This window comes from Mycobacterium sp. IS-1742 (genome assembly GCF_001500125.1).
Classification (GTDB): Bacteria; Actinomycetota; Actinomycetes; order Mycobacteriales; family Mycobacteriaceae; genus Mycobacterium.
On the sequence record NZ_LQIV01000045.1, the window covers coordinates 65,445 to 92,166 of the forward strand.

At 70.5% G+C, this 26,722-nt stretch carries 24 protein-coding genes; 8 read left to right on the forward strand and 16 right to left on the reverse strand.

The genetic code is table 11. From position 1 onward, the window contains the following. Window positions 1-6: 6 nt before the first annotated feature. The 5 genes from AU196_RS24320 to AU196_RS24340 all read right to left on the reverse strand — a co-directional run bounded on the left by AU196_RS24320 (window position 7) and on the right by AU196_RS24340 (window position 6,345). Window positions 7-1,428: a sugar transferase gene (locus tag AU196_RS24320; protein ID WP_059097652.1), complete on the reverse strand. Its 1,422-nt coding sequence runs from the start codon at window positions 1,426-1,428 to the stop codon at window positions 7-9. Continuing rightward, on the reverse strand, window positions 1,421-2,758 hold the full coding sequence (locus AU196_RS24325) for an FAD-dependent oxidoreductase (RefSeq protein WP_059097653.1): 1,338 nt from the start codon (window positions 2,756-2,758) through the stop codon (window positions 1,421-1,423). Before AU196_RS24325 ends, AU196_RS24320 begins: the two co-directional genes overlap by 8 nt. Further along, complete coding sequence (locus tag AU196_RS24330) at window positions 2,759-3,556, reverse strand: glycosyltransferase (protein WP_059097654.1); 798 nt, start codon at window positions 3,554-3,556, stop codon at window positions 2,759-2,761. Between the two features lie 620 nt (window positions 3,557-4,176). Next, complete coding sequence (locus AU196_RS24335) at window positions 4,177-4,998, reverse strand: biotin--[acetyl-CoA-carboxylase] ligase (RefSeq protein WP_059097655.1); 822 nt, start codon at window positions 4,996-4,998, stop codon at window positions 4,177-4,179. A 9-nt stretch (window positions 4,999-5,007) separates the two neighbouring features. Further along, window positions 5,008-6,345: a glycosyltransferase family 87 protein gene (locus tag AU196_RS24340; protein WP_157546643.1), complete on the reverse strand. Its 1,338-nt coding sequence runs from the start codon at window positions 6,343-6,345 to the stop codon at window positions 5,008-5,010. A gap of 181 nt (window positions 6,346-6,526) precedes the next feature. On the opposite strand from AU196_RS24340, the gene AU196_RS24345 reads away from it, so the two are divergent. The 4 genes from AU196_RS24345 to AU196_RS24360 all read left to right on the forward strand — a co-directional run bounded on the left by AU196_RS24345 (window position 6,527) and on the right by AU196_RS24360 (window position 11,650). Beyond that, window positions 6,527-7,405 (forward strand): glycosyltransferase family 2 protein, encoded by an 879-nt coding sequence (locus AU196_RS24345; protein ID WP_082695858.1) that lies wholly within the window; start codon window positions 6,527-6,529, stop codon window positions 7,403-7,405. Next, on the forward strand, window positions 7,402-8,724 hold the full coding sequence (locus AU196_RS24350; protein WP_231737705.1) for a polysaccharide biosynthesis protein: 1,323 nt from the start codon (window positions 7,402-7,404) through the stop codon (window positions 8,722-8,724). The genes AU196_RS24345 and AU196_RS24350 overlap by 4 nt, the downstream gene beginning before the upstream one ends. A gap of 176 nt (window positions 8,725-8,900) precedes the next feature. Continuing rightward, window positions 8,901-10,250, forward strand: a complete 1,350-nt coding sequence (locus AU196_RS24355) for a hypothetical protein (protein WP_157546645.1) — start codon at window positions 8,901-8,903, stop codon at window positions 10,248-10,250. Then, on the forward strand, window positions 10,247-11,650 hold the full coding sequence (locus AU196_RS24360; protein WP_231737706.1) for an O-antigen polymerase: 1,404 nt from the start codon (window positions 10,247-10,249) through the stop codon (window positions 11,648-11,650). Before AU196_RS24355 ends, AU196_RS24360 begins: the two co-directional genes overlap by 4 nt. Here the strand turns inward: AU196_RS24360 and AU196_RS24365 are convergent. The 5 genes from AU196_RS24365 to AU196_RS24385 are packed head-to-tail and all read right to left on the reverse strand — an operon-like array spanning window position 11,563 to window position 16,599. Further along, complete coding sequence (locus AU196_RS24365; RefSeq protein WP_231737707.1) at window positions 11,563-12,636, reverse strand: glycosyltransferase family 4 protein; 1,074 nt, start codon at window positions 12,634-12,636, stop codon at window positions 11,563-11,565. The two genes, AU196_RS24360 and AU196_RS24365, sit on opposite strands and share 88 nt — an antisense overlap. Then, window positions 12,636-13,697 (reverse strand): glycosyltransferase, encoded by a 1,062-nt coding sequence (locus tag AU196_RS24370; RefSeq protein ID WP_059097657.1) that lies wholly within the window; start codon window positions 13,695-13,697, stop codon window positions 12,636-12,638. Before AU196_RS24370 ends, AU196_RS24365 begins: the two co-directional genes overlap by 1 nt. 22 nt (window positions 13,698-13,719) lie before the next feature. After that, window positions 13,720-14,850, reverse strand: a complete 1,131-nt coding sequence (locus AU196_RS24375) for a right-handed parallel beta-helix repeat-containing protein (RefSeq protein WP_059097658.1) — start codon at window positions 14,848-14,850, stop codon at window positions 13,720-13,722. Continuing rightward, window positions 14,834-15,787, reverse strand: a complete 954-nt coding sequence (locus AU196_RS24380) for a polysaccharide deacetylase family protein (RefSeq protein ID WP_059097659.1) — start codon at window positions 15,785-15,787, stop codon at window positions 14,834-14,836. The genes AU196_RS24375 and AU196_RS24380 overlap by 17 nt, the downstream gene beginning before the upstream one ends. After that, on the reverse strand, window positions 15,784-16,599 hold the full coding sequence (locus tag AU196_RS24385) for a hypothetical protein (protein WP_231737708.1): 816 nt from the start codon (window positions 16,597-16,599) through the stop codon (window positions 15,784-15,786). The genes AU196_RS24380 and AU196_RS24385 overlap by 4 nt, the downstream gene beginning before the upstream one ends. Before the next feature lie 169 nt (window positions 16,600-16,768). Here AU196_RS24385 and wecB point away from each other — a divergent pair, with 169 nt between their 5' ends. Further along, window positions 16,769-17,923: a non-hydrolyzing UDP-N-acetylglucosamine 2-epimerase gene (wecB, locus tag AU196_RS24390; protein ID WP_231737709.1), complete on the forward strand. Its 1,155-nt coding sequence runs from the start codon at window positions 16,769-16,771 to the stop codon at window positions 17,921-17,923. A gap of 8 nt (window positions 17,924-17,931) precedes the next feature. On the opposite strand, the gene AU196_RS24395 is transcribed toward wecB, so the two are convergent. The 3 genes from AU196_RS24395 to AU196_RS24405 all read right to left on the reverse strand — a co-directional run bounded on the left by AU196_RS24395 (window position 17,932) and on the right by AU196_RS24405 (window position 20,594). Next, a complete protein-coding gene (locus AU196_RS24395) occupies window positions 17,932-18,258 on the reverse strand; it encodes a hypothetical protein (protein WP_059097662.1) in 327 nt (108 codons plus the stop codon). 144 nt (window positions 18,259-18,402) lie between these two features. Further along, a complete protein-coding gene (locus tag AU196_RS24400) occupies window positions 18,403-19,134 on the reverse strand; it encodes a TIGR03089 family protein (RefSeq protein ID WP_059097663.1) in 732 nt (243 codons plus the stop codon). Beyond that, window positions 19,122-20,594 (reverse strand): LCP family protein, encoded by a 1,473-nt coding sequence (locus AU196_RS24405; protein ID WP_059097664.1) that lies wholly within the window; start codon window positions 20,592-20,594, stop codon window positions 19,122-19,124. The genes AU196_RS24400 and AU196_RS24405 overlap by 13 nt, the downstream gene beginning before the upstream one ends. Window positions 20,595-20,673: 79 nt before the next feature. Here AU196_RS24405 and rfbD point away from each other — a divergent pair, with 79 nt between their 5' ends. From rfbD to manB, 3 genes are read left to right on the forward strand one after another with little or no spacing between them, the layout of a single operon-like run. Then, window positions 20,674-21,549 (forward strand): dTDP-4-dehydrorhamnose reductase, encoded by an 876-nt coding sequence (gene rfbD / locus AU196_RS24410; RefSeq protein WP_059097665.1) that lies wholly within the window; start codon window positions 20,674-20,676, stop codon window positions 21,547-21,549. A gap of 47 nt (window positions 21,550-21,596) precedes the next feature. Beyond that, the gene (locus tag AU196_RS24415) at window positions 21,597-22,490 is read left to right on the forward strand and encodes a glycosyltransferase family 2 protein (RefSeq protein WP_059097666.1); all 894 of its coding nucleotides are present in this window, start codon (window positions 21,597-21,599) and stop codon (window positions 22,488-22,490) included. Between the two features lie 3 nt (window positions 22,491-22,493). Continuing rightward, window positions 22,494-23,573, forward strand: coding sequence for a mannose-1-phosphate guanylyltransferase (gene manB, locus AU196_RS24420; RefSeq protein WP_059097667.1), 1,080 nt, complete (start codon window positions 22,494-22,496; stop codon window positions 23,571-23,573). On the opposite strand, the gene AU196_RS24425 is transcribed toward manB, so the two are convergent. The 3 genes from AU196_RS24425 to cofD are packed head-to-tail and all read right to left on the reverse strand — an operon-like array spanning window position 23,555 to window position 26,462. Next, the gene (locus AU196_RS24425; RefSeq protein ID WP_059097668.1) at window positions 23,555-24,109 is read right to left on the reverse strand and encodes an NUDIX domain-containing protein; all 555 of its coding nucleotides are present in this window, start codon (window positions 24,107-24,109) and stop codon (window positions 23,555-23,557) included. The two genes, manB and AU196_RS24425, sit on opposite strands and share 19 nt — an antisense overlap. After that, window positions 24,106-25,470, reverse strand: a complete 1,365-nt coding sequence (locus AU196_RS24430; RefSeq protein WP_059097669.1) for a coenzyme F420-0:L-glutamate ligase — start codon at window positions 25,468-25,470, stop codon at window positions 24,106-24,108. Before AU196_RS24430 ends, AU196_RS24425 begins: the two co-directional genes overlap by 4 nt. Further along, window positions 25,467-26,462: a 2-phospho-L-lactate transferase gene (gene cofD / locus AU196_RS24435; protein WP_059097670.1), complete on the reverse strand. Its 996-nt coding sequence runs from the start codon at window positions 26,460-26,462 to the stop codon at window positions 25,467-25,469. Before cofD ends, AU196_RS24430 begins: the two co-directional genes overlap by 4 nt. Window positions 26,463-26,722: the final 260 nt, after the last annotated feature.

Genomic DNA, 26,722 nt, shown 5'->3' on the forward strand with positions numbered 1-26,722 from the left:
ACCGGCTCAGTAGGCGCCCTGGCCGCGGGCGACGGTCAACGCCGTCCTGGCCAGGATCCGCAGATCCTGATCCATCGACCAGTTCTCCACGTAGTACAGGTCGAGGCGGACGCGGTCGTGTTCGCTGATGTCGGAACGTCCGGACACCTGCCACAGCCCGGTCATCCCCGGCTTCACCAGGAGCCGGCGCTGGACGAACCCGGGGAACTCGGCGCCCTCGCCGTCCACCATCGGCCGGGGTCCGATCAGGCTCATCTCGCCGGCGATGACGTTGACGAGCTGGGGCAGTTCGTCGAGGCTGGTGCGGCGGAGCCACCTGCCGACACGGGTGACCCGCGGGTCGCGGGCCCACTTGTAGAACGCGTCGTCGGACTTGCCGGCCAGTGCGCGCACCTCGGCCAGGCGGGCGTCGGCATCGGGGTGCATCGAGCGGAACTTCCACATCCGGAAGGGTTCTCCGTGCCTGCCGACGCGGGAGGGCCGGTAGAACACCGGACCACCGTCCTCCAGTTTGATCAGTGCGGCGACGACCACGAACAGCGGTGCGGCGAGCACGAGCAGGACAACGGACAGGATGCGGTCGAACAGCGCCTTCCCCAACGCGGACAACGACGAGTAGCCCGGCTCGTCCACCCGCAGCAGTGAGAGACCGTTGAGGCGTTCCAAACTCAGTTTCGGCTGGGCGACCGCCGCCACTCCCGGCACCACCATGAGGTCGATACCGTACGGGTGCAGCGCCCAGCGCAGATCGCGCAGGCACTCGTCGCTCAGTCGGTCGGCCGAGGTGATGACCACCGACTGCGCTCGACGCACCCGGGCGAGCTCCGTGATCTCGGCGGTGTCCACCGCCGGCTCGTCGGCGCCGTCCTCGCACACGGATCTGCCTGCGGCGCCCACCAATTCGGCGGTCCGCGCGCCCAGCGGGTGGAACGCGGCCACCTCGTACCCGGCGCGCGCATCACCGGCGACCGCCGCCGCGACACGGTCGGCCTCGGCGCGGGTGCCGACCAGGAGCAGTCGGGTGCGTTGTCCGTGCGGCCGGGTTCGCTGCCGCACCAGCACGACGGTGCTCAGCAGATGCGCCGCGACACATCCGCCGAGCCCGGAGGCGATCGCGATGAGCAGGGTCTGACGCGGCAGCGGGCTGCCGGTGACCAGGAGAACCACCGCGACGAGCCCGAGGAGCTTTCCGGTGGCCACCAGGACGCGTTTGAACTCCTCGAATCCGCGGCCCAGGATCTTGGGGTCGCTGGAGCGCTGCGCGGCCAGCAGCACCGCCCACGCCACCACCATGCCGACTCCGAAGGTGACGCGCACCCAGGTCTCCTGGTGTACGGCCACATCGGAGCTGACCGCGACCGCGAACGCGGTTCCGCCGAGCACGCTGAGGATCTCGGCGGCCTGCACCTTGGCGCTGCTGTCAAGCATTGGCCACCGTCCGGCGCCGGGCGGCGTCACGGGTGTCGATCACCTCACGGACGACGCGGTCGGCGAGTCCCACCGACGAGTTCCAGCTCGTGACATCGGGATAGATCTGCGCGGTGGTGGCCAGGAAGACGTTCGTGCCGTGTACCCGGCTCGGCGGAATTCGTTCGTGGTATCCGAGCGTCGGAATCGGTTCCACGAAGGGCGCTTTGAACACGCGCACCTCTTCGACGGCCGACGCATCGGCCAACCGGTCGGGGTAGAGCGCGCGCAGCTGAGCGGTCCAGCGCCGTGCGATCTCGGTGTCCGATTCGGCGAACAACGCCGAATCCCGCCCGCAATAATGCATCACGTACACCAGCGACCGACCGTGGTAGCGCTCCGTGCCGGTGAGCGCCGACATCTCCACCACTCCGTCGAAGTCGGTGCCGCAGTTGATGACCGGAGCCCAGTAGTGACCGTCGAGCGGTCGGTCGAGCAGGAAGACCGCGTTCACCACGCCCTGGTAGTCGAGCCGGATCTGCGGCAGCGCGTCTCGGAGCGGCCCCTCGGCGAGCGTGCGCAGCAGCGGGATCGGCACCGTCGACAGGACCGACTGCGCGACGATCTCCTCGCCGGTGGCCAGACGGACGGTCGCACCGTCTTCGTCGGCAGCGACGCTGCGCACTTCCACGCCCAGATGTATACGCCCACCGCCCGATTCGATGGCCGCCCGCAGCCGATCGGCGATCGCGCGGTACGTCCCCGTCGGATATCCGCGGGTGGCGACGTTGCTCTCCCGGCCGAGGCGCTGATACAGGTACCGGGCAGGCACCTCGCCGAAGGCGTCACCGAACTTCGCGCCGAACAGCGGTTTGAGCAGACGCTGCCACACCGTGGACCCGTACACGCTGCGGAGCCAGTCCTCGGTTCTGGTGTTGTCCAGGTCTTTTACGCGGCCGAGCCGACGCAGCAGCAGCGAGACGGCCCCGAACCGGATCCGGTGGCGCAACCGAAGCGGAGTGAACCGCAGCAGATCCACCGCGCTGTTGAAGGAGAAGCGGTGACCGTCGATGTTCATGCCCATCGTCGTCTGCTGCCAGCGGATGTCGCGGACGAGCCCGAGTTCCTCGAGCAGGGGCAGCAGATGTTCGTCGGTCGGCATCACACAGTGGTAGAAGCGTTCGATCTCGACACCGCCGATCTCGCCGCCCATACCCAAGCCACCGAGTTGTCCGGCACTTTCGACGAGGTGGACCGGCACCGCCGCGCGGGTCAGCCGGTAGGCCGCCGTCAGCCCCGATATCCCGCCGCCGATGACCACCACCGGTCTCGGCTCGACCGCTGCGGACATCTAGACCTGCCGGTAGGGCGCGGGGGTGAAGGACTCGCGCACCAGCAGTTTGAAGTACTGCTTGAGCGTGCGGGCCAGCTTCAACTTGCTCGCGCCCTGTTTGCGGTCGTACTGCAGGACCAGGGGCACCTCAGCAATCCGCGGATTGCAGTGCCGCAGCTTGAGAAGCAGTTCGACCATGCAGGCGAAGCCCTGCTCGACGACGAGCCGCTCACCCCAGTGGCCGGCGGCCCGGCGCAGCAGCGACACCCGGTACGCGCGGTAACCACTGGTGAAGTCGCGGACCCCGTCGACCTTGGCGACCACGCGGAACATGTGCGCCGCGCCGCGCGACATCACACGCCGCAGGGGCGGGGCCGTGGTGTCGTCACCGCCGTCGGTGAACCGTGAGCAGATCGCGATGTCCGCGCCGTTGTCGATCTCGCGCACCAGCGCGCCGACGAGCATGGGGTCATGGGTGTCGTCGGCGTCCATCACCACCAGGACGTCGTCGTCGGAGGCGACCGCGAGGACCGACCGCAGCCCGGTCTGGATGGCCTGTCCCAGGCCGAGGTTCACCTCGTGGGTGACCACCTTCACGTCGAGCCCCGCGGGACCGCTCGCGGCGACCGTCGCGGTGTCGTCGGCGGATCCGTCGTCGATGACCCAGACGGTAAGTGGCTGAGACGCCGCCAGCCGGTCGATGCGCTCGAGGAGCGGACGCAGGGACCCCTCCTCGTTGTAGGCCGGCAACACGATGTGCACCTGCCCGAGTCGGACCGCGGTGTCGACGTGGTCGCGAACGAGCGTGTCTGTCATGGGAGTCCTTCGGTGTTCGGCGCCACGCGCGGACGTGACGATGCGGGTAGGGTCATCGGCTCACCTGCACCGGTCACGGCAACGGCCCGGCACTGTCAGCAGAGAGCCCCGGTGCCGGTGCCGACAATCGTCCGTCGGCGCAGGCTCCGCCGCCCGCGCCGGAGGGCAACCATGGGTACCGACCGTGTTGGTGCTCGCATTTCGTGTTCGCTCATGCGAATACAGCTAATAAGTACACCAAGCGAACCGTGATCGCACAGTGGTGAGACCCATGTCACAAGGTCACGGGGCGGATCGTTTGCGTGTGAGGTGGCGTGCCTGGCCGTAAAACGCAGTGAAGTGCGCTTTATTGACGGTGGCGATCACATCAGGGATTGCCGAAATCGCACGCATGCGCTAATTCAGGGACGCGATACTCCGGGCTCCAGCCCTTCATGGAGCGCAACGTGCCGCAATTCAGCATCGATGGTTGATGGTGCTGGGTTCGACAAGCCCGCTGCGGCGACTGGAAAGTCATCGGAGAGCTGGGACTTTACATCCGCAAGGGGACAACTCCGGGGGTTCGTCGAAAACATGACACCGAGGTGCGATTTCAGCAAATCGACACGGTGAGGGGGCCGTCAGCCCCCGTGGGCGTCGGGGCTCGGACGCAGATGGGTGATGTCGCCGGCGGCGACGGTGACCGAGTCACCGCCGATGGCGAGCGTCAGCCTGCCGAGACCGTCGATGTCGCCGGCCGTCCCGGTCAGGCGTCGATCGCCCGGCAGGGTGGCGGTCACCTGGCGACCCAGGGTCAGGCTGTGCCGGCGGTAGTCGGCGACCAGGGTCGGGTCGGCGCCTCCGGCGCGGCGCCACCGGGCGATGCGGTCGCCGAGGTGGCGCAGGATCGCCGCGGCGAGCGCAGTGCGGTCGTGATTGCGGGCGCCGAGCATGGCCAATGACGTGGCGCGCGGATCGGGCGCCTCGGCGGCGCTCAACGTGACATTGAGCCCGATGCCCACGATCACCACCTGCTGTGGGGCCGCGACTTCGGCGAGGATGCCGGCCAACTTGCCCTCGCCCACGAGCACGTCGTTGGGCCACTTGAGGCCGGCGTCGACTCCCGACACCTCGGCGACCGCGTCGCGGACCGCCACGCCGGTCAGCAGCGGCAACCACCCCCACGCGTCGGGCGGTACGCCGCCCGCCTCCACCGCGACCGACATCGCCACCTGTGACCGCGGGGGAGCGGTCCACTGGCGACCGTGCCTGCCGCGCCCGGCGCTCTGGTACTCGGTGAGCAGCACGCTCCCGGCGACGTCCTCCCCGGCCGCCGCGCGGGCCAGCAGGTCGGCGTTCGTCGAGCCCGTCTCGTCGACCACGTCGACCGTCCGCCAGCCGGCGCCGAGGGAGGCCCGGAGGATGCCGACGTCGAGCGGCGGTCGAGCGGACTCGATGTCCATGGCGGGAGCCTAGCCGAGCGGGGCGGTCTGCCTCCGCGGCGACGATGCGGTGCCGTCCGCATCCCGGTCCACGGCTGGCCGATGCGGGGACCGCCACGTGCCGGCGACGAGGAGTGCGATTCCCAGGACGACGAGTGCCCGCATGAACCAGATGGTCGAACCGTCCCCGAACAGCAGCTCGAGGCGGTGCCATCGAGACGCCCAGCACGCCAGCGCCAGAGCCGCGAGCCCGGGTGCGGCGAGGGCGGCGGCCCGCCGCCCGCCGGTTCGCAGCATCTCCGTGGCCGCCAGCGCGACCGGTGCGACCAACCACATCGCGTCGTAGCTGATGTGGTAGAAGGCCACCAGGCCGATGCTCAACCCGACCACGACCGCGGTGTGGGGCAGCAGCCGGCGGTGCAGCCGGCCTGCGAGCAGATAGGCCGCCGCCAGACCCGTGAGCAGGACGACGAACGAGGTCCAGCCAGGAACGGGTACGCCGGCGTCCAGCAGTGCCCCCACCAGGTCCACACGTTCGTCGAGGTAGTCGACGGTGCGGACCGCCTCGGCCGAACTCGCGTTACCGACCAGCGTCTCCACCCAAGCACCGACGCCGCCGCCGCGGCGGGCCAGGAGCAGCGCCGTGGCCACCGACACGACCCCGGCCAACGACACTGCGGCCGCGGCGGTGCGCCATCTCCGCTGGGCGAGCAGGATGACGATGACGAACACGCCGATCTGGGGCTTCAGGCAGGTGACCGCGGCGAGCAGGGCGGCCACCCAGGGCCGCCGGGTCAACAATGCCGGCGCGGCCAGCAGCGCATAGACCACCGAGGGTTGGCCGTGGCTCACACCGTCGGCGGCGGTGCGGGCAAGCCAGACCAGGGCGACCCCGAGTGAGCCGGCGCCCAGGAGTTCGGTTCGGGTCGGTGCGACGGGTGCGGACCACAGGCGCCTCACCCGGACACCGGCCCAGGCGCCCACCGCGGCGACGACGGCGACGTTGAGGAGGACGTCGGCGGCGGCCGCGACGTCCCAGGGCAGACCGCCGAACGGTGACCAGAGCGCCAGGTGGGCCGGCGCGTACGTCGGATAGTCCTGCGCGTAAGGGAACTGCGCCGAGTAGAGCGCGGTGTTGTAGGGGTCGTGACCGGTGAGCAACCATCGGGTGGGCAACCACACCGTGTCGCGGAAGTCCACCAGGGTCCCGTCCAGGCAGCCTGGCATCCGGCACGGTGCGGGAGTGGTCGCGGTGATGCGTCCCGTCCACAACTTCGCCGCGTAGAACACACTCAGTGCGATCGCCAGGGAAATGCCGACCACCGCCGTGAGGGTGCCCGGTGGCGGGCGGCGGAGCACGTGGGGCACTGTCGGGGTCCTTCGCACTTCGGGCGCCGGCGGTTGACGGTGCCTCGTTCGACATGGGCAGCTGCCGTGCGCTGTTCGCTCCTGCCAGTGACGGCAAAAGCTTGGATCGGTGATGCAGTCCGTGAACAGCGGCACCAGCGCCTCGCGGCGGACAGCAGCTTACCAATGATATTTTGCTCGAATGGCCGAAGAGTCCCACACCGGCGGCGGGCCGCTCATCTCGCTGATCTGTTCCACCATCGGACGCCCGGACGCTCTGCGCCGGCTGCTCACGTCCGTGGCGGCCGCCGATCTCGCCGAGCGCGTCGAGTTCATCCTCGTCGACCAGAGCCCGCAGCAGTCCTGCGCGGCCCTCGTCGACGGCTTCGGGCTGCCGGGCCCGCACCGCGTGGCCAGGAGCGGTCCCGGCGTGTCGACCGGTCGCAACGCCGGCACACCGCTCGCGCAGGCACCGATCGTCGCCTACCCCGACGACAACTGCTGGTACCCGCCGGACACCTTCCGGGCGGTCATCGAAAGACTCGGCGGACGAACGGATCTCAGCGGTGTCAGCGGTATGCAGGTGACACAGGCAGGTGTTCCGTCGATGCTGCGATGGCTGCCGGGACCGACGACGGTGACCCGGCGGAACTTCCTGCGGACATCGGTCAGCTCGACGATCTTCCTGCGTCGTGACGCCCTGCCGTCGCCCACTCCGTTCGACGAGGGCGTCGGTGTCGGATCGCCCGGTCGCCGTGGCGCCGGTGAGGAGTCCGATCTGCTGCTGCGGTTGATCGCGTCCGGGCACACGGTCGAATACCGTCCGGAGATCCGGGTCCTCCAGGACGACGACCGCGACCAGATCACTCCCGCATTCGTCGACAAGATGGCGAAATACGGTGTCGGACAGGGCTATCTGTGGCGGCGTCACTCGCTGCCGGTCAGTGGCCTGGTCTACTACTCCGCGCGCAAGATCGCCGGGGCCGGCCTGCGCGCCGCCCGCGGGCAGACGCTGCACGCCCGCGCGGACCTGGCCTTCGTCCGCGGTCAGGCCGCCGGCTGGCTGGGTGTCGAGGGGTGACCGTCGCCGTCGGCGGCGCCACGTCGGAGATGCGCCGCAGTTTCGGATGGCGTACCGCCGCCGCCGGGGCGGGTCTGCTGTCGACGCTGCTGTTGACCGTGGTCGTCTACCGCATGCTCGACGCCCGGGATGCCGCGGTGTTCTTCGCGATCCTGGCCGCGCTGTCGATCGGCCCCTTGGTCGGACGATTGGGTCTCGGCCCCAATGTCATCCGACTCGTCGCGGCGGAGCCGAGCGGACTCGCACGCCGGGCGATCGCGTCATCGCACCTGGGCGCCACCGGCGCGCTGTCGGTGATCAGTGCGCCGGTGGTCGCGGTGTTGGCCACCTGGGCGTTGCGCGACGCGGCGCACTACCTGCCCGTGGTGCTCCTCACGACCGCGGCGATCGTCGCGGAGTCGCTGCGCCTGACGCTCAGTGACATCTTCGCCGCCACCGGCCGCGTCGGTGCGTCGGTCGCCACCACCCACCACCTCCGGAGCCTGCTCGTGCTGCCGGTGGTCGGCGCGATCGCTCTGACGGTGTCCGACCCGACGCTGCTGGAGGTGATGGTCTGCTACGCCGCCGTATCGTGCCTGCAACTGGGCGTGGCGTTGATCTTCGCCCGCCGCGACATCGCCCTGCGGGCCGGAGGGAGCGCGGCGACGGTGCGGCAGGCGTTGTCCGCGGGGTCGAGGCTCTTCACGCTCGACCTCGCGGCGTTCCTGTGTCTGCCGGGCACCGTCTGGTTGGCCAACGTCGTGTTCGTGCCACAGACTGCCGCGCTCTACTCCGCCGCGGCGACATTGGCGCTGCAGGTGACCATCGTCGAGAGCCTGGCCGCGCTGGCCGTGACGCCGGCGGCCGCGCGCCTATGGGCCGCCGGCGAACGGGAGCAGGTGGTGCGCGTGCTGTCGGCGCTTGCCACCCTCAGCACGGCGGTGACCGTCGTCGCGGTCGGCGTGCTGGCCGTGGCCGGCGCGCCCCTTCTCGGCTTCGCCTACGGGCCCTCGATGCGCGAGGCCGCCGTCCTGCTCGTGATCATGGCGGCCGGCGGTATCGCCAAGACCGCGTTCGGCGTGAACATCACCCTCCTGATCGTCAGCGGCCACATCACCGAGGCCGCCCGGACGGCGGTGCTCGTGCTGGCGGCGTCGGTGCCGGTCGCCGTCGCGGCCGCAGTGGCCGGCGGACCGGTGTGGCTGGCGGCCGCTTCCGCGGCGGCGACGATCGCGGTGGCCGTGGCGCAATGGTGGTCGGCCCGCAGGGCGGTCGGCATCGGCCCGCGGGCGGGATGGCGCGTCGGTGTCGCATGGCAAAGTATCCGACATTCGCCGTGACGACATATGAGTGCACATGACGGCGCAGTTCTCGACTGATTGACGGCTGATAAAGCCAGTTTCGAGGGCAAAGTAGCCAGCCAGTTGCCAGTGGCATAGTATGCGGAGCAATACACCAGCAATGACCCGAGCACCGTGGGGTCGACGCATGCCGATCCGTTGAGGAGCGCGAACCCGTGGCTGTCCAGCTTTCCCCGATCCAGTCGTCAGTCCTCTCGGCGATCACCCGAAGGTCCTCCAGGACGTGGCTTGTGGTGCTCGCGGTGGGCACGTCGATCGGCGTCGTGCTGGGTGCGTTCGCCGGAGGCGCGGTGTACCTCAACCGCAACGCGGACCCGACGTCGAGCGCGCAGATCAGGGTGACGCCACCGGTCGACCTGGTCGCCATGGTGACCGGTGCGCCCATCGACTTCACGCAGAGCCACATCAGCGACTACGTGTCCGGTGAGGTGGCCTATCTCGACGGCGCAGGATTCGCCAGGGCGGTGAACGACCGCCTCCGGCGCCCGGGGGCCGCGCAGCTGACGATCACCCAGAACGGCACATCCCAGGTGCTGACGATCTCGTCGACGGGGGCGACCGCCCTCGAATCGACCAACACGGTGCGGACCGCGCTGAACCTCTACGAACAACGGCTCCGCCAGCTCACCGACCTGCAGTTGGACAGCGCGCTCGGCGCGATCGACGAGCGCATCAGGGCGGTGAGGGCGACCCGCGACATCGGTCGGCTCAACGACCTGACGCAACTGCGGTCCAACGTCGAATTGCAGGCCGCGCAGCCGACCGGGCTGCAGATCCTCAACGCCCCGCTGACCGATTCCTCGGTCGGGTCGGACCGTTGGCCGCTCGGAGCGCTGTTCGGCGGACTCCTCGGCGGGCTGCTCGCGCTGGTCGCCTTGGGCCTGTACCGAAGCCGCTCGGGCCGGGTGGTCGCCGTCACCGACATCGTCGACGCGGTCGACGGCATCCTCACCCCCGAGGTCGCCCTGCGCGGCAACCAGGGCGCGAGTACCGCAGGCGCGCAACGACACTTGGCGCGGACGCTGTTCGCGCAGTGCCCCGGCACGGCCCCCAACCGGATCATCGCCGTCATCGGGGCGTCCCGGTCCTCGGGCTCCGCACTGGTCGCGGCGCTGCTGGAGACGGCGGCAGCGGAACAGGGGCCGACGGTGCTGGCCACGTTGGCCGAAGGTTCGGTCACGCTCCCGACCGGATCCGAGCACGATCACACGCTGATCCTCGACATCGGCGCGCTCGGCGACTCGCCTTTGGCCACCCAGGCGATCGCCGCGGCAACGGATCTGATCCTGGTGACCCGCCTGAACGTCGACTCCGTGGCGGCGGTGTCCGCGGTGCGCGCCGCGACCGCGTCGAGCGCGGTGCCGCTGCGAGCGGTGGTCACCTACCGGCCGCTGTTCACCGTCGGCGGTGCGACCACGCCGCCGCGCGCCACCGGACACGCGACCACACCCGACCGCGGCGCGGCCGATCCCGCCGTCGAGTCGGCCGCGGCAACCGCCCCGTGAGGCACGACGTCACCGCCCGCCGCACCAGGGTCTGGTGGGTCGGGCCCACACCGGTGATCCTCATGGTGGCGACGATGTCGATCCTGTTGACCGCGGCGGTCGGTGACGAGCGGTTCCGTGCGCTGTGGAACACCCCCAAGTCGGTGACCGGGCATGTCCTGCTCCTGATGTTCTGCGGGGCGCTTGCGCTGGCCGTCGGCGCCAGCGCGATCGGGGCGATGCGTCCGGTGCGGATCCCCGCGCAGCGGTGGCCGAATCTGGCCCCCGGGGCGGTCGTGCTGCTCTGCCGGGCCAGTTCGGTTCTGGTCGCCCTGACGGTCCTCGGTTACCTGGGGTTCGGGTATCTCCTGGCGCGGGCAGGCATCGGTTGGTCACAGATCGCCGGTGCCTCGGGCTACTCCGGTTCCGCCCCGATCAAGACTCTCGTCGGCACCATCCCCGGGGTGACCACCATGACGCAGTTCGGCATCGCCGCGGTGATCGTCTCCAGTATCGTCCTGGCGCAGCAGAATTCGCGGACCGAGCTGCTGAAGATCGTCGCCGTCGTGGGGATGTCCGTCCCGCGGGCCTTCATCTTCGCCGAACGGCTGGCCATCCTCGAACTCGTGGTCCCGATCGCGATCGTGGCGTGCTACCGCGCCGCCGAGACGCCCAGGATGCGGTCCGCCGTGCGACTGGTGCCCGTGGTGGCGCTGCCCGCGGTGGTCGTCGTCTTCTCGGTCTTCGAGTACTTCCGCAGCTGGGAGTTCTTCCGCGGCAGCGGGCAGAGCTTCTGGCAGTTCTCCTTCGAACGGGTCGCCGGCTACTACGCCACCGCGGTGAACAACGGCTATCTCGAGCTGAACCACCTCAACGTGGCCGGCAGGGAACCGCTGACCACACTCGAATTCCTCTGGGACGCACCGGGTGTGCGCCAACTACAGCTCTACGACCAGCTGGCCGGGAACTTCCCGGGGCGCAACGGTGTGGTGACCGACGCCGACTACGTCGCGATGCTCGCCGACTACGGAAACCCGGAGTTCAACAACGCCACGGGCTTCTCGATCCCGTATCTCGACTACGGCACGGTTGGCGGGCTGGTGTTCTTCCTGGTCGCCGGGGTGATCGCCGGCCTGCTGTACCGGTCCTTCCGCGAGGCGTCACCGGCCGGCCTGCTGATGTATCCGCTGTTCTTCGTCGGGCTGATCGAACTCCCGCGCTACATGCACTGGACGCAGGGACGGTCGCTGCCGTCGTGGGTGGCGTTGGGTGTGATCGTCCTGCTGGTCGCCCGCGTCGACCGTCGGTGGCACAGCACCCGACGAGACGATGGTCAGGAACCGGTCGCCGCGCTGAGCGCAGCGGCGGGCACGCCCAACACCCGGGTCAGCACCGTCTCGGCCGAGCGCTCCCACGAGTAGCGCTGCGCATTGACGAGCCCCCGCTCCCGCAGGTCGGCCGCCAGTGCGTCGTCGCGCTCGAGTTCGTCGAGTCGGTCGAGCAGGGCGGCGCTGTCGTCGGGATCGAAGTACAGGGCGCCGTTGCCGCCGACCTCCGGTAGGGAGGCCGCCGACGAGCTGACGACCGGGCACCCCAGCACCTGCGCCTCGAGCACCGGCAGTCCGAAGCCCTCGTACCTCGAGGGGAACACCAGCGCGCGCGAATTCCGGTACAGCCACACCAGTTCGGCGTCGGTGAGGCGGCCGGCCACGGTCGCCGCCGATCCCAGATCGGACATCGCGGAGAACACCTGGTCGTTGCCTGCGGCCCCGACGACCACCACCTCACGCCCGGAGCCGGTGAGCGCGGCCACGGCGCCGGTGAGGTTCTTGTGTCTGGCCAGGGTGCCGACGACGAGATACTGCCCGCCTGCGACGTCGAGGTCGGGGCGCACGGGTGCGATCTGCGCCAAACCGTCTGCGGCGCAGGGGACCACCAGGAACCGCCGCCTGTCGACCCGCAGCACCGTGGCCAGTTCGCCCGCGCTGAACTCGGATACGGTGAGCAGCCGCCGTGCCGTGTGGGCCAACAACAGATACATCACGAAGTAGAACGCGACGAACGCGCGCCGGAAGGTGCGCGGGTACCGGAACGCGGTCGCATCGTGCATCGTCACCAACTGCCTGCGTTTGAGAAGCGGTGCGGGACCGGCGAAGTTGAGCAGCATCCGGCCCAGCGTCACCACCGGCAGGTACAGCTGTTCGAACACCACGCCGCCGACCGGGGCGGGGCGGATCTCCACGCGCGGCGCCGTCGCCCACTCGGGGGCGTCGGCGCCCTTGGGCACATGGAGCACCAGGTCCACGGCGTCCGCCGCGACGAGGCGGCGCACCATCTCGGTGGCGTACCGCTGCGTGCCGGTCAGCGGTTGAGCCAACCACTTGCCGTTGACGTGCACCGGATCCATCAGCGCGCCCCGGCGTACGGGCCGTAGAGCTCCTTGAGCGCGACCTGCTGGCTGCCGTCGCAGTTGTCGGCGAAGGCGACCCTGGTCGCGTCGCGGGCGGCGGCCCGCGCGGACGCGGTGCCGAGCGAGGTCAGCACGTCGGCGAACTGGGAGGGCGCCGCGACGGTCAACGGCAGCCGCAGTCCCTCGAGGTAGGGCCGCGCGCGGGCGACGACCGGGAGACCGGCCGCGTCGGCCTCGAGGATCGAGATCGGGAGCCCCTCCCACACCGCGGTGTGCAGATACACGTCCCCGCGGGCGAGTTCGGCGAGCGCCTGCGATCGGGGTAGCCAGCCCGTCACCTCGATCTGGCGGTCGGTGAGGTACCGGACGTACTCGGCGTCACCGTCGCCGATCCACACCGCCCGCAGGTCCGGGTGCGTCGATCTGGCGTGCGCCACGGCGTCGGCGAAGAAGCCGGGGTCCTTCTGCGGTCCCAGCCTGCCGTTGCCGACGACGCACAGACCCTGTGTGGGAGCGGATCTCGTGCCCGACGGGACCGTGCAGGGTCCGGCGACGTTGGGCACCGTCACCACCCTGGTCCTGGCCAACGGCCAGCGGGACAGGGCCGCTTCGCGCGGCGAGCAGACGCCGAAGCCGCTGGTGTTCAGCGACAGCGCCCATTCGGCGGCCCGGAATGCCGCGCGCACCGGCGTGCCGACGTCGCGGCGTTCGAACGCGTAGCAGTGGGGGGAGTAGACGATCGGACGCCTCGCGGAGCGGCGCAGCGCGACGCGCGCGTACACCCCGCCCTTGCTGGAGTGGGCGTGGATCACCACCGGCCCGCGAAGGCCCCTGGCGTAGCGGCGGAGGAACCGCAGCCGGGCGACGTGCCCGTCGGGCAGTTCGGCCACCCCGGCGAAGCCGACGAATTCCGCGGGGCTGACCGACGCCTCCGCGCGGCGGGCGTACACCAGACGGTGTTCGGCCGAGGGATAGTTGCGCGCGAAGTCGCGGATCGCCGCGGCGGTGCCGCTGGCGAACGACTCGGTCACATGCACGACGGTGAATGCGGTGGTCACGGTGCTCCTCTGAGTCGGCTGGTCATCGGACGTCGACCGGTGTGCCGTCGACGGTGAAGTCAGAGGCCTGGACGGCTCCGGCGGGCGCTTCGACGAGAAGGGGGCGCAGTGCGGTGTCGCGCAGCTCGATTCGGTGCAATGCGATGGCGTCGACGGTTCCCGGCCGGGCGATCACGCCGACGTTGCGTTCTGCGCCGGGCGGCGTCGCGGCGATGGTCAGGCCGGAGATCGAGACATCGCTCACCGACCGCCCGGCGTTGCCCGAGTAGACGAGCACGGCGCCGTGGATCACCGAGGGGTCGGTGTTCGCACCGGTGATGGTGCCGCCGGTGACGCGGACCCCGGCGACGCTGTCGGTGAAGTACGGGGCGCCCTCGGAGGCGACGTAGAGCCCGGCGCCGCTGGTGCCCGACACCGTGAGATCACGCACCGACACGTCGCGGCCGCCGACGACGGAGATGCCGCGCCCCCAGCGGGTTCCGGCCACCACGGGGGCGGTGATGGTGATGCCCGCACACGGGGCGTCGGTGCCGTAGGAGACCACGGCCACCCCGTCGTCGCCGGTGCGTTCGGTCCTCGGGTTGTCGAGCCTGCCGTTGGTGGCGCCGTCGGTCATGTGGATGCCGTCGGCGAGGGTGTCGCGCACGGTGACGCGGGTGAGGCGGAAGTCGTGGGCGCCGTCGACGAACACCCCGGCGGCCGCCGAACCGTCGATCGTCACGTCGGTGAGCGAGACCCCGTCACCGCTGACCACGAGCTTGTGCTGCTCGAGGCCCGTGAGGCGGGGGCCGTCGGTGGGTGCGGTCAGCGTGACGTCGGCGACGCTCACCCCGGGTGCGTCGATCTGCAGCGCCGAGGCCGGGGCGTTCGTGGCGGCCAGCGTCGCCCCGTTGCCCTCGATGCGCACTCCCGGCACCGCGACGCGGATGACCCCGGCGTGGGAGTACGTGCGTCGGTCCAGTCGGATGGTGTCCCCTGGCCGAAGCTGGTCGAATCGCGTTTGCAGCGCGGCGGTCTCATCCGGTGGAGCGCTGTGGGCGGCCTGGACACCCGCGATGACGAGGACGGCCGCCACCGCCGCGGCGACGAGCGCGGCGGGCACCGATGCGCTCGGTGTCCGGCGGCGCCGCGGGGGATCACGCCACTGAGGCATGAGGATGTCCCGCATCGAGCGCGTGCATGACGTGGTCCCGGGTCCCGAGCACGGTGAAGTGGCGTTGCATCGTCGCCAGCACCCACTGCATGAACGCGTACTTCTCGCGGGCGGGCACCGACATGCCGGGAAAGAAGTCGAGTGCGGGCGCGTCGCGGCGGTCGAGCAGGTCGGTGGGGTGCAGGAGCATGGTCAGCCCGATGCGGCGCGCGCGACACAGCCGCACGGCGGTGCCGAAGTAGATCCGCGCCACTCTCGGTGAGATCGAGTACAGCTGCATCAGATAGGACCCGTGGATCGGAATCCGCAGCAGCGGCATGGTGGTGACCGGCAGTTCGGCGATCCCGCTCGCCGCCCGGTGCGGACGCAGGGGCAGCAACGCCTGGTCGAGTCCGCCGAACAGGTGCGCGCGCTCCTCGCGCTGCGCGGTGCTCAGGTGCGCGGTGCGGAAGTGATGGGCGCGTGCCAGCGGCCCGATCCAGGTGGGAAAGGTGCTGGCGTCATAGGTGTATCCGCGTTCCACGAGCAGTCGTTCCAGCGTGGGGCTGGTGCTGTAGCCGGGTCCGCGGAACCCGGTGGGCGCCGGTGCGCCTGCGGCCACGATCGCGGCGTGGGTGCGGTCGACCTCCGCGGCGAGGTCCTCGGCGCGGTAGCGCTGCAGCCACGGTTCGTGCTCGTAGGAGTGGTTGCCGATCTCGTGCCCGGCGGCGGCGAACGCACGCACCGCCTCGGCGCCGTCGTCACGGTCGGCATCCGCACCGATCACGAAAATCGTTGACCGCGAGTTCATCTCACCGAGGAATTCGACGATCCGTGGTGTCGCGACCTCGAGGTAGCTGGGCCGGGACTCCCAGGACGGATCACCGTGGGTCTTGAGGAACGACCACACGTTGTCGAGATCGAACGACAGACTGGCGACGGGGAGTGGAGGGGTCATCGGGTTCCCTGCGTGATCGGTTGGGCTGACGGTGCGAGATCCGGGCGGCCCTCGGTGACGACCGTGCCGACCCGGCCCATGACGAGCACGCCGGCGACGATGAGGATCAGACCGGCGATCAGCCACGCCGCCCGGCCTTCCGCGATCTGATCGCCCACCAGCGCGATACCGGCCACGGACGCCACCACCATGGTCACGGCGTCCATCGCCGCGCCGGCCGAGGTCGTCGACCCGCGCTGCAGGGCCGCGGCAAGCAGGACCTGCCCGACGGCCGCGGACGCCAGCGTCAGATACGCCAGCGGATGCAGCAGCAGGGCCGTCCACTCGAGGGACGGCAGCGGGCGACTCGCCACCGCCAGGACGGCGAAGGCCGCACCGGCGAGTCCGGCCAGAGGCACCGCCCCCCTGGCCCGCCAGGCCGCGGGCGCGAGGACGACACAGGCTGCCAGCACCGCGGCGAGCGCCCAACCCGTCGCCGGCGGCACCGAGGTGATCCGCGACGGTTCGGCGGCCCCGGCGAGCAGGACCAACGCCAGGGTCAGCACCGCGAGCACGGCCAGTTCGGGGCGGGTGACCCGCCAACCCAGGACGACCGCGCCCAGCACCGCCGCGACGCCGACTGCGGCGCAGGCGGCGGCCTGCACGAGGTAGACCGGCAGCGTTTCGCGGGCGAAGAAGGCCAGCAGGAAGCCGGCCACCTGGGCGGCCAGCCCGGCGGCATAGCACCGGTCGGTGACGAGGCGCCTCACCAGGCCGAGGTCCATGGTGTTGCTGATGCTGATTCGGCGAGCAGCGGTGCTTTGCAGAATCAACCCGGCAGCGTACGAAAACATCGACAAGACGAGCAGGAAGTAGGCAAACACCGGTTTTACCTGCCATTTCTGGTCGTCGGGTTGGGTGGCGGGCGATGTCCGACGACATCGGCCCGCTCTTTGCTAAGCGAATTTACAACACTTCACTGAATCAGGCATAGTGGGCGGCGTGACCGAAGTCCACCTGGTGGCGGGGACCCGCCCCGAAGCCATCAAGCTGGCGCCGCTGGTGCCCGCCCTGCGGGCGCAGGGCATGACGCCGGTGTTCGTCGCCAGCGGCCAACATCCGACGATGGTTCATCAAGCTCTCGATGCGTTCGGCCTGGAACCGGACGTCACGCTGAGCATCGACCGCGGCAGCGGCAGTCAGGCCGAACTCATGGCCGCGCTGACGGTGCAGCTCGAAAACCATTGGCGGCAGCGAACTCCCGCGGCCGTCGTGGTTCAGGGGGACACCACGACGGTGTTGGCGGCGGCGATGGTGGCCTTCTGGGCGAAGGTGCCCATCGCCCACGTCGAGGCAGGTCTGCGCTCACACGATCTGGCGGCGCCGTTCCCCGAGGAGGGCAACCGCAGACTGGTCGGGCAGATCAGCCGCCTGCATCTGGCGCCCACCGTCGAGGCGCGGGCGAACCTCGAACGGGAGGGCACCCGGTCGGGGGACATCGTCGTCACCGGCAACACCGTGATCGACGCGGTGCTCGGCATCGCCGCACGAAGCGGGCCGGTCGCAGACGCCCGCGTGGCCGAGTTCGTCGAACGGGCCGGATCCGGCCGCAGCAGGCTGGTGCTGGTGACGGCGCACCGCCGTGAATCGTGGGGTGAGCCGCTCGACCGCGTGCTCACCGCGGTCGCGCTGCTGCTCGACAAGTACTCCGACGTCGAGGTCGTGCTCCCCGCTCATCCAAATCCCGCTGTCGCGGCCCAGGTCCGGTCCGTACTCGGCGCGCATCCGCGGGTGCTGGTGACCGAACCCCTGGCGTATCCGGTGCTGGTCGCGACGCTCGCCGCGGCCACGCTGGTGCTGTCGGACTCCGGGGGGATCCAGGAGGAGGCGCCCAGTTTCGGCGTCCCCGTCATCGTCCTGCGGGAGGTCACCGAGCGGATGGAGGCCGTCGACGCGGGGTGCGCGGTGCTCGTCGGAACCGACCGCGATGCGGTGCTGGCCAACGCCTGCCGTCTTCTCGACGACCCCGACGAGCGGGCGGCGATGGTCTCGAAGGGAAACCCGTTCGGAGACGGGCGAGCAGCCGAACGGTCCGCCGCAGCGATCTCCTGGATGCTCGGGCGGACCGATCGGCCGCCGGCGGAATTCCGGTTCTGACCGCCGCCTCAGACCGTGCGGTCGGCGGCCGGGGAGAGGGTCTCGATCGCCGCCGACACCGATTGCTGACTGCGCGGCACCGCGTCGAGCGCGTTGAATCCGTAGACGAAACACCCCATCGACACGACGGTCCAGGCGTTGCCGAGCGCCCACTCCCAGGCGGTGTTGCTCGGGGCGGTGGTGAGCCAGTACAGGGCGATGATCAGCGCGGGATATCCGGAGAGAACGAAGAACCTGCCGTCGGGGCTCACCCGCCAGCCGGGGTGGCGGCGGTTGTGCAGATGCCAGAGCGCGAGCGCCACCATGGTGGCCACTGCGGTGACGGGTCCGGTCATCGAACCACCTCCGCTCTCGACGGCATCGCGCGACGGCCGGCCGTGTCGCCGACGAATTCACCATTCAGCCGGCGCTACTCTATTTGGCCACGTTGAGAAAAGGCTTAGAACTCCGGGGCCGTTGCTGGGGTCGACCGCCGGAACTCAGTTCAGTTCGCGAGTGACCTTTTCCATCGCCCGGCGGCGTTCCAGCGCAGCCGGATCCGGATGTGCGACCTGGACCAGGGAACCGCCCACCGCGTAGACCGCCAGCAGCCGCTCGACCACATCGTCGGCCGTGGCCCAGGCGGCGGTGGACAGCACCCGGTCCCGCGGCTGCAGTGCGGCGGCGGTGGCGGCGCCTGCGGCCGCGGCGAGCACCTCGTCGACCGAGCGTCCGTTCAGCGCCGGGCCCGGTGTGCGTTCGGGGGTGATCTGGTCGCCGTGCACGCGCACCGCGGTGGCGTAGTCGGTGAGGCCGACCGGCAGATCGGGGACCGGCCTGCCGAACGCATCCAGCGACAGCACCGCGATCTCGCCCATCCCCGCCGCCGCGTCGGCCTCGTCGATGCGTTCGGCTGTGCACAGCGCGATGTCGGCCCCCTGCAGATCGGAGGCGGTGCCCACCAGCGCGTCCGCGCCGATCCACCAGAGACCGAACAGCACCGCCGCGGTCTGCCAGTGCGCGGGCAGCAGGATCGCCACCCGGCTCGCCGGCCCGGCTCCGAGCTCGTCACGAAGGAGGTTGCCGGTCTTGGCCGCCCAGTTCGCCAGCGTCACGTGGGAGACCTCGATGCGTTCGCCGGTCGCGTCGTCGTAGTAGGTGATGCTCGGCCCGGCGGGGTCGGTGTCCAGCTGCGGTCCGAGCAGTGCCCCGGTGACAGTCAGTTCACACACTCCGGATCGTCGGAGCCGGCGGTGATGATCTGCGGGGGCGGCGGCGGCGCGGCCGGATCGGTGGCGCCCGCCGCGACCGGGTCGGCGGTGAGCATCGTCGGATCGGTGCCGTCGAGCCCGGAGCCTGGGCCGGTGTAGTCGTCGGCGAGCACCACCCGCACCGTGCCCGGCGCCACGGAACCGTCCGCCACGACGGTGAGTCCACCCAGATCCTTCGAAACCGCTTGTGCACCCAGGTCTTCGGCCTTGGCGGCCTGCACCTGGCTGCTGGTGACGGCGCCGCCCTCGAAGTTGCCCGTCGCGCCGGGGGTGAAGCCCTTCTGCGACAGCACCGCCGAGACCGAGGCGGCCAGACCGTTGATGTCGGTGGCGTTGACGACCTCGACGGTCGTCTTGTCCGGGGTGTACGCGAGTTCCTCGGTCTTGCCCTCGTCCTGGTCGTCCAGCAGGCCCGTCACCCACTCCTGAACGGCCGTGGGATCGACGCGCACCACACTCTGCATGCCGTCGTCGCTCCAGCCGTCCTCCCGCAGCACCGGAATCGTGGCGAATGCGACGTTGCCTGCGGCCAGCTTCTGCAGCTGGTCCACGAAATCCATGATGTCCCAGCCGTCGGAGAGCACCACCGACCGCTGCACGGCCGCCTCCAGCCGGCTCAGCGTCGCCGGACTGGACAACGTCTTGCTGGAGATCACCTCGTGGGCCAGCGACGCCATCACCGCCTGCTGGCGGGTCACCCGGTCGAGATCGCCGCGCGGCAGATCGTGCCGCTGACGCACGAAGCTCAACGCCTGCGGCCCGTTGAGCTTCTGCCATCCTGCCGGGAAGTCCGCACCCGAAAGGGGTTCGTAGACAGGCTCTTTGAGGCAGACATCGACACCGCCGAGGGCGTCGGTGATCAACGCGAAGCCCAGCAGTCCGATCTCGGCGTAGTGATCGACGGTGACCCCGGTCAGGTTCGCCACCGTCTTGATCAACGCCTCCCGGCCGTCTTCGATCGCGAGCGGTTCGGCCTCGGCCGGATCCATCCCCTGTTCCTCGACGAGCGCCTTGAGCTTCTCGAGGTGTACCGACCCGTAGACACCGTTGATCTTCATCTTGCCCAGACCGGGAGCCTCGACGTACGAGTCGCGCGGAATCGAGATGGCCGTGGCCGACTGCCCGTTGTTGGGGATGCGGATCAAGATGATCGTGTCGGTGTTGGTGGAGACGTCGTTGCCGGCGCGCAGCGTCGCCAGCTCCTCCTGGGACAGCGGATTGCCGTGGGCGTCGGTCCTGCTGTCGGATCCCACCAGCAGAACGTCGATCGCACCGTCCTCGCCGCCTTCGCCGAGCGCCGGAGAGCTGATGTGGTTGATGCCCTCTTCGAAGGACCGGATCCGGCTCCAGGCCACACCGGTCCCGAGCACCACGGCGAGGGCCACCGTCACAGCGACGGCACGAAGGACTCGAGCGGGCATCAGCCCAGGCTACTGGCGAGGGCAGCGCAGACGGGGTAGCGATCGTCGGCGCGCCAGGTCGCGTGTCACACTCACTTTCATGCCGCAACGCCTCGTGATCACCGGTGCCGGCGGCATGGTCGGGCGCATCCTGGCTGCTCAGGCCCGCCGCCAGGGGCGCGACGTGCTGGCGCTCACCTCGGCCGACTGTGACATCACCGATCCCGGCGCGGTCGCGCGGCGGGTCGCCGGAGGCGACGTGGTGATCAACTGCGCGGCCTTCACCGACGTCGACCGCGCCGAATCCGAGCCGGACCGGGCGCACGCCGTCAACGCCGTCGGCCCGGGCAACCTCGCGACCGTCTGTGCGCGAGTCGGCGCCGGCCTGATCCACGTGTCGACGGACTACGTGTTCAGCGGCGTGTTCGGCGGCGATGGCGCCGGGGCGCCGCCGCATCCGTACGAGATCGACGATGCGCCGGACCCGCTGAGCGTGTACGGGCGGACCAAGCTCGCCGGCGAACGGGCGGTGCTCGACGCGCTTCCGCAGGGTCACGTGGTGCGCACCGCGTGGGTCTACGAGGGCGCCGACGGCAGCGACTTCGTCGCCGCGATGCGCCGCAAGGCCCTCGGTACCGAGACCGTCGAGGTCGTGGCCGACCAGATCGGTTCGCCCACCAGCGCGCTCGACCTCGCCGCGGCGCTGCTCGAGGTCGCCGACGGGGGGGTGCGCGGCCGGATGCTGCATGCCGCCAACGACGGCGAGGCGAGCCGCTTCGACCAGGCCCGCGCGGTCTTCGAGATCGTGGGCGCCGACCCCGAACGGGTGCGGCCGGTCGGCGGTGACCGCTTTCCGCGACCGGCGCGCCGGCCCGCGTATTCGGCGCTGTCGGGCTCCGGGTCGGCGGCGTGTGGCCTGACCCCGCTGCGGCCGTGGCGTGAGGCGCTGGTCTCGGCCCTGCACGAGGGCCGGTGACGGGCGGCTACCCTCTACGCCGTGCTGCGTGAACGGGTGGTCGCCGGATGAGTGACCGATTGGTCGTCATCACGGTGACGTACTCACCGGGTCCGCACCTCGACCGGTTCCTGGCCACGCTGGCACATGCCACCGATCGGCCGGTCTCGGTCGTGATGGCCGACAACGGGTCCACCGACGGCGCGCCGGAGCAGGCCCTGCAGCGCTATCCGAACATCCGGCTGCTGCGCACCGGCGGCAATCTCGGGTACGGCACCGCGGTCAACCGGGCGGTCGCCTCGATCGACACGGACCCCGGTGGTGACGCCCTGGACCCTGAGTTCCTGATCGTCGCCAACCCCGATGTGCAATGGGGGCCGCGCTCCATCGACCTGCTGCTGGAGGCCGCGGGCCGGTGGCCGCGCGCCGGCGCGCTCGGACCGCTGATCCGCGACCCCGACGGCTCGGTGTATCCGTCCGCGCGCCACCTCCCCAGCCTCATCCGCGGGGGGATGCACGCGGTGGTGGGCCCGTTCTGGCGGTCCAACCCGTGGACCGCGGCCTACCGCCAGGACCGCGCCGAGCCCAGTGAACGACCGGTGGGCTGGCTGTCGGGAAGTTGCCTGCTGCTGCGCCGCTCGGCCTTCGCGCAGATCGGCGGATTCGACGAGCGGTACTTCATGTACATGGAGGACGTCGACCTCGGTGATCGACTCGGCAGGGCCGGGTGGCTCAACGTGTACGTGCCGTCGGCGGAGATCCTGCACGACAAGGGGCATTCGACCGGCCGGGACCCGGCCCGCAACCTGGCCGCCCATCACCGCAGCACCTACACTTTCTTGTCTGATCGATACCCTCGCCGGTGGCAGGCGCCGCTGCGGGGAGCGATGAAGGGCGCGCTGGCCGTGCGAGCGGGTCTGGTGGTGCGCAAAGCTCGGCGAGCTCAGGCCAAAGGGGGGTAGGTCATGGTGGATCCGGCGCAGGTCGACGCCGTCGTGCTGGTGGGTGGGCAGGGCACCCGCCTACGCCCGCTGACGCTGTCGGCGCCCAAACCGATGCTGCCGACGGCCGGGTTGGCGTTCCTGACCCATCTGCTGTCCCGCATCGCCGCGGCAGGCATCGAACACGTGGTGCTCGGGACGTCGTACAAGGCGGACGTCTTCGAGGCCGAGTTCGGCGACGGGTCGAAGCTGGGCCTGCAGATCGAGTACGTCTTCGAAGCCGAGCCGATGGGCACCGGCGGCGCGATCGCCAACGTCGCCGAGAAACTGCGCTACGACACCGCGATGGTGTTCAACGGCGACGTGCTCTCGGGGTGCGACCTGCGCGCGCTGTTGGACAGCCACGTGAGCAAGGACGCCGACGTCACGCTGCACCTGGTGCGGGTGGGTGACCCGCGGGCGTTCGGGTGCGTGCCGACCGACGGCGACGGTGTGGTGACCGCGTTCCTGGAGAAGACGCAGGATCCGCCGACCGATCAGATCAACGCCGGCTGCTACGTCTTCAAGCGCTCGGTGATCGACCGGATCCCGCGCGAGCGCGCCGTGTCGGTGGAGCGTGAGGTGTTCCCCAATCTGCTCTCCGACGGGCTGCGCGTCTGCGGTTACGTCGACGCGACGTACTGGCGCGACATGGGCACCCCCGAGGACTTCGTGCGCGGGTCGGCAGATCTGGTGCGCGGTATCGCGCCGTCGCCGGCCCTGCAGGGGCACCGCGGCGAGGAACTCGTGCACGACGGCGCGGCAGTCGGACCCGGCGCGCTGCTGATCGGCGGCACCGTGGTGGGTCGCGGCGCGGAGGTCGGCGCGGGTGCGCGCCTCGACGGTGCGGTGATCTTCGACGGTGTGCGGGTGGGCGCCGGTGCGGTGATCGAGCGGTCCATCATCGGGTTCGGCGCGCGGATCGGCCCGCGCGCCCTCATCCGCGACGCCGTGATCGGCGACGGCGCCGACATCGGTGCGCGCTGTGAGTTGCTGCGCGGGGCGCGGGTGTGGCCGGGCGTGAAGATCCCCGACGGCGGCATCCGCTACTCCACCGACGTCTGACCCCGCCGTCGCGCCTCGTCGGCCAACTGCGCCAGCCCGAAGTCGGTGTCCGGCGGCAGCCCGTCGAGGGGCCACCACCGCAGGTCCAGGGACTCCTCCGAGCGGGCGATGCGCGCGCCCTCCGGTGCGCGCACCAGGAACTGCAGGTCGAGGTGCCGGGTGGGCACGCCCAGTGAGCAGGTCACCGGATGCACATGGACGGCCGCGAGCCGCGGATCGATGGTCAGCCCGGTGATACCGGATTCCTCGGCGGCCTCGCGCAGCGCGGCGGCGATGATGTCCGGGTCGTCGGGCTCACAGTGTCCGCCCAACTGCAGCCAGCGGCCGAAGCGCGGGTGCAGGGTCAGCACCGCATGGGTACCGGTGTGGTCGAGCACGAGCGCGGAGGCGGTGACATGGCCGGGGACACACGAACGCAGGCACCCGTCGGGGCGCGCGGCCAGGAACGCGATCACCGCGTGGCGCAACGAATCCTGCGCCGGGTCGGGAGCGGCCCAGTCGGTCAGGATGTCGACCGCCGACGCGTGCAGACTCACCGGCGCACCAGAAGTCCCTCTGGGAGAACAGGATCACGCGGGCCCTGCGGCTCGGCGGGATAGCCGACCGCCACGGCGCCCAGCGGTTCCCACTCCGCGGGCAGGTCCAGCTCCGCACGCACCACATCGGCGGCGAAGATCGTCGAGCCGACCCAGCAGCTGCCCACGTCCCGCACCGCCAGGGCGACGAGGAACGCCTGGACGGCGGCACCCACCGCCACGGTGAACATCGTGTGCTCGGCGGCGGTCCTGGCCGCGTCGGGGTAGTCGTGCGCGCCGTCGGGCACCAGGAACGGGATGACGACTTCCGGTGCGTCGTAAAGGATCTGACCACGGGCCAGCCGGCGCTCGACGGCGTCGGCGGACAGGCCGTCGGCGAGCAGATCGCCGCGCCAGCGCTCCTTCATCCGGTCGAGCAGCCGGGCCCGCACGCTGTGGTCGGCCACCCAGACGAAGCGAACGGGCCGGGTGTGGTGCGGGGCGGGGGCGGTGAGCGCCTCGGCGACCGCGTCGGTGACGATCTGCGCGGGAACGGGATCGGTGCTGAACCGGCGCACCGAGCGCCGCAGGAGCTGCGCCTCGGCGCGCCCGAGTGACATCGCCTCCTCGGTGCCCAGCCAGAAGAGGTCGTCCTCTCCGGGGCGCAGCAGGTCGCGGGCGGTGGATCCGTTGTCCGCCAACGTGAGTCCGCGGACAACGGCCACGGGGATGCCGGTGAGCTTGCCCTTGACCAGGTCCGCGGCGGCGGCGATCTCGTCGGCGACGGCGACTTCGGTGACCAGCAACTCGTTGCCGTGGGCGTCACGCGCGCCGGCGTATCCGTGCAGCACGCTCAGGCCGGCGGCGCCGATCGCCGCATCGATCTGGCCGTTGCGCCACGCGCGTCCCATGGTGTCGGTGATGACGATCCCGACCGTGACGCCGAGTCGTTCGGCGAGACCGGCCCGCAGGCGCGCGGCACTCCCGTCGGGGTCGACCGGCAGCAGGGCCAGTTCGGTCGTGTCGACGTTGGACCCGTCCACCCCGGCCGCCGCCTGGATGAGGCCGATGGCGTTCTCCGTGATCAAGGTGCGTCCCTTGCGCGCCAGCACACGCACCGCCTCCTGATCGACGAGTCTGCGGCGCAACGCATCCCGCTCTTCGGGATCGTCCGGTGCGGTGACGATGCGCCCCTCGCACTTGGACACCACCTTGCTGGTGACCACCACGACGTCACCGTCGCGCAGCCACGGTGCGGCGGCCGCCAGCGCCGCGGACAGGTCGTCGCCGGGCCGGAACTCCGGCAACCCGGGCACCGGCAGGAGTTCGACCGCCGCCGCCGAGCCGTGATCGGTCGCCGAGGCGGAGCCGTGATCGGTCACAGCGGCACCCCGGCCAGTCGCACCCCGGCGCGCACCATGTCGGCGGTGGTCTCCGGATCCGTCATCAGCAGTGGTATCGCGGCGACCTCCACACCGTCGATCTGCGCGGTGTCGCCCTCGTGCACCAGCCATCCGTCGAGGATCCCGGTGCCCGACCGGGCTCCGTAGTGACGGCCGACGCCTTCGGAGGTCGACGCGACGCCGATCACCGACAGGCACTCATCGGCCATGCCGCGCAAGGGTTTTCCGGCGACGATGGGTGAATAGCCGATGACCTTGGCCGGCGCCGACCGCAGCGCGCCGCGGATGCCGGGGATGGCGAGGATCGAGCCGATGCTGACCACGGGGTTCGAGGGTGCCAGCAGGACGACGTCGGCGTCGGCGATGGCCTCGGTCACGCCGGGCGCGGTGGTCGCCTTCTCCGCGCCGACGAAGGCGAAGCTGTGGGTCGGCACCTTCGCCCGGTACCGCACCCACCACTCCTGGAAGTGGACGGCGCGCCGCTCGCCGGTGTCGGGGTCGGTGATCACCACGTGGGTCTCGCTGCGGTCGTCACTGGCGGGCAGCAACCGGGCACCCGGCTTCCATCGGTCACACAACGCCTCGGTGACCTGGGACAGCGGATACCCGGCGCGCAGCATCTGGCTGCGCACCAGATGGGTGGCCAGGTCGCGGTCGCCGAGTCCGAACCAGTCCGGCTGGACGCCGTAGGCGGCGAGTTCCTCCTTGGCGTGCCAGGTTTCGTCGCGGTGTCCCCACCCGCGCTCGGGGTCGATGCCACCGCCCAGGGTGTACATGCAGGTGTCGAGGTCCGGACAGATCCGCACCCCGAACATCCAGGTGTCGTCACCGACGTTGACCACCGCGGTCAACTCGTGGTCGGCGGAGTCCTGCGCACCGTCCGGGGCGAACCGTCCCAGACCGAGCAGATGCTGCACGCCGAGCAGGAAGCGTGCCCCACCGACGCCGCCGACCAGAACCGTCACCTTCACATCGAACGAGACTAGGCGCTCGCCCGCGGCGAGGTCGCACCGCTCCGGCAGATGGGCAACGTCACGCGCGGGACACGCCGAGATTTCCGACGCGCCGCAGAAGTGTCACGAGGTGGTATGAATTCCTGTTCCAGCGCTTGACCGCAGCCCCCCACCCGTGTGTAATCACACCAGTGTCATTTCCCGGTTGGCCAGCCGATTTTGGTGTCGCAGACCGAGATTCGATCACTTGTTCGAATTGAACCGGCCCTTCAGCACCG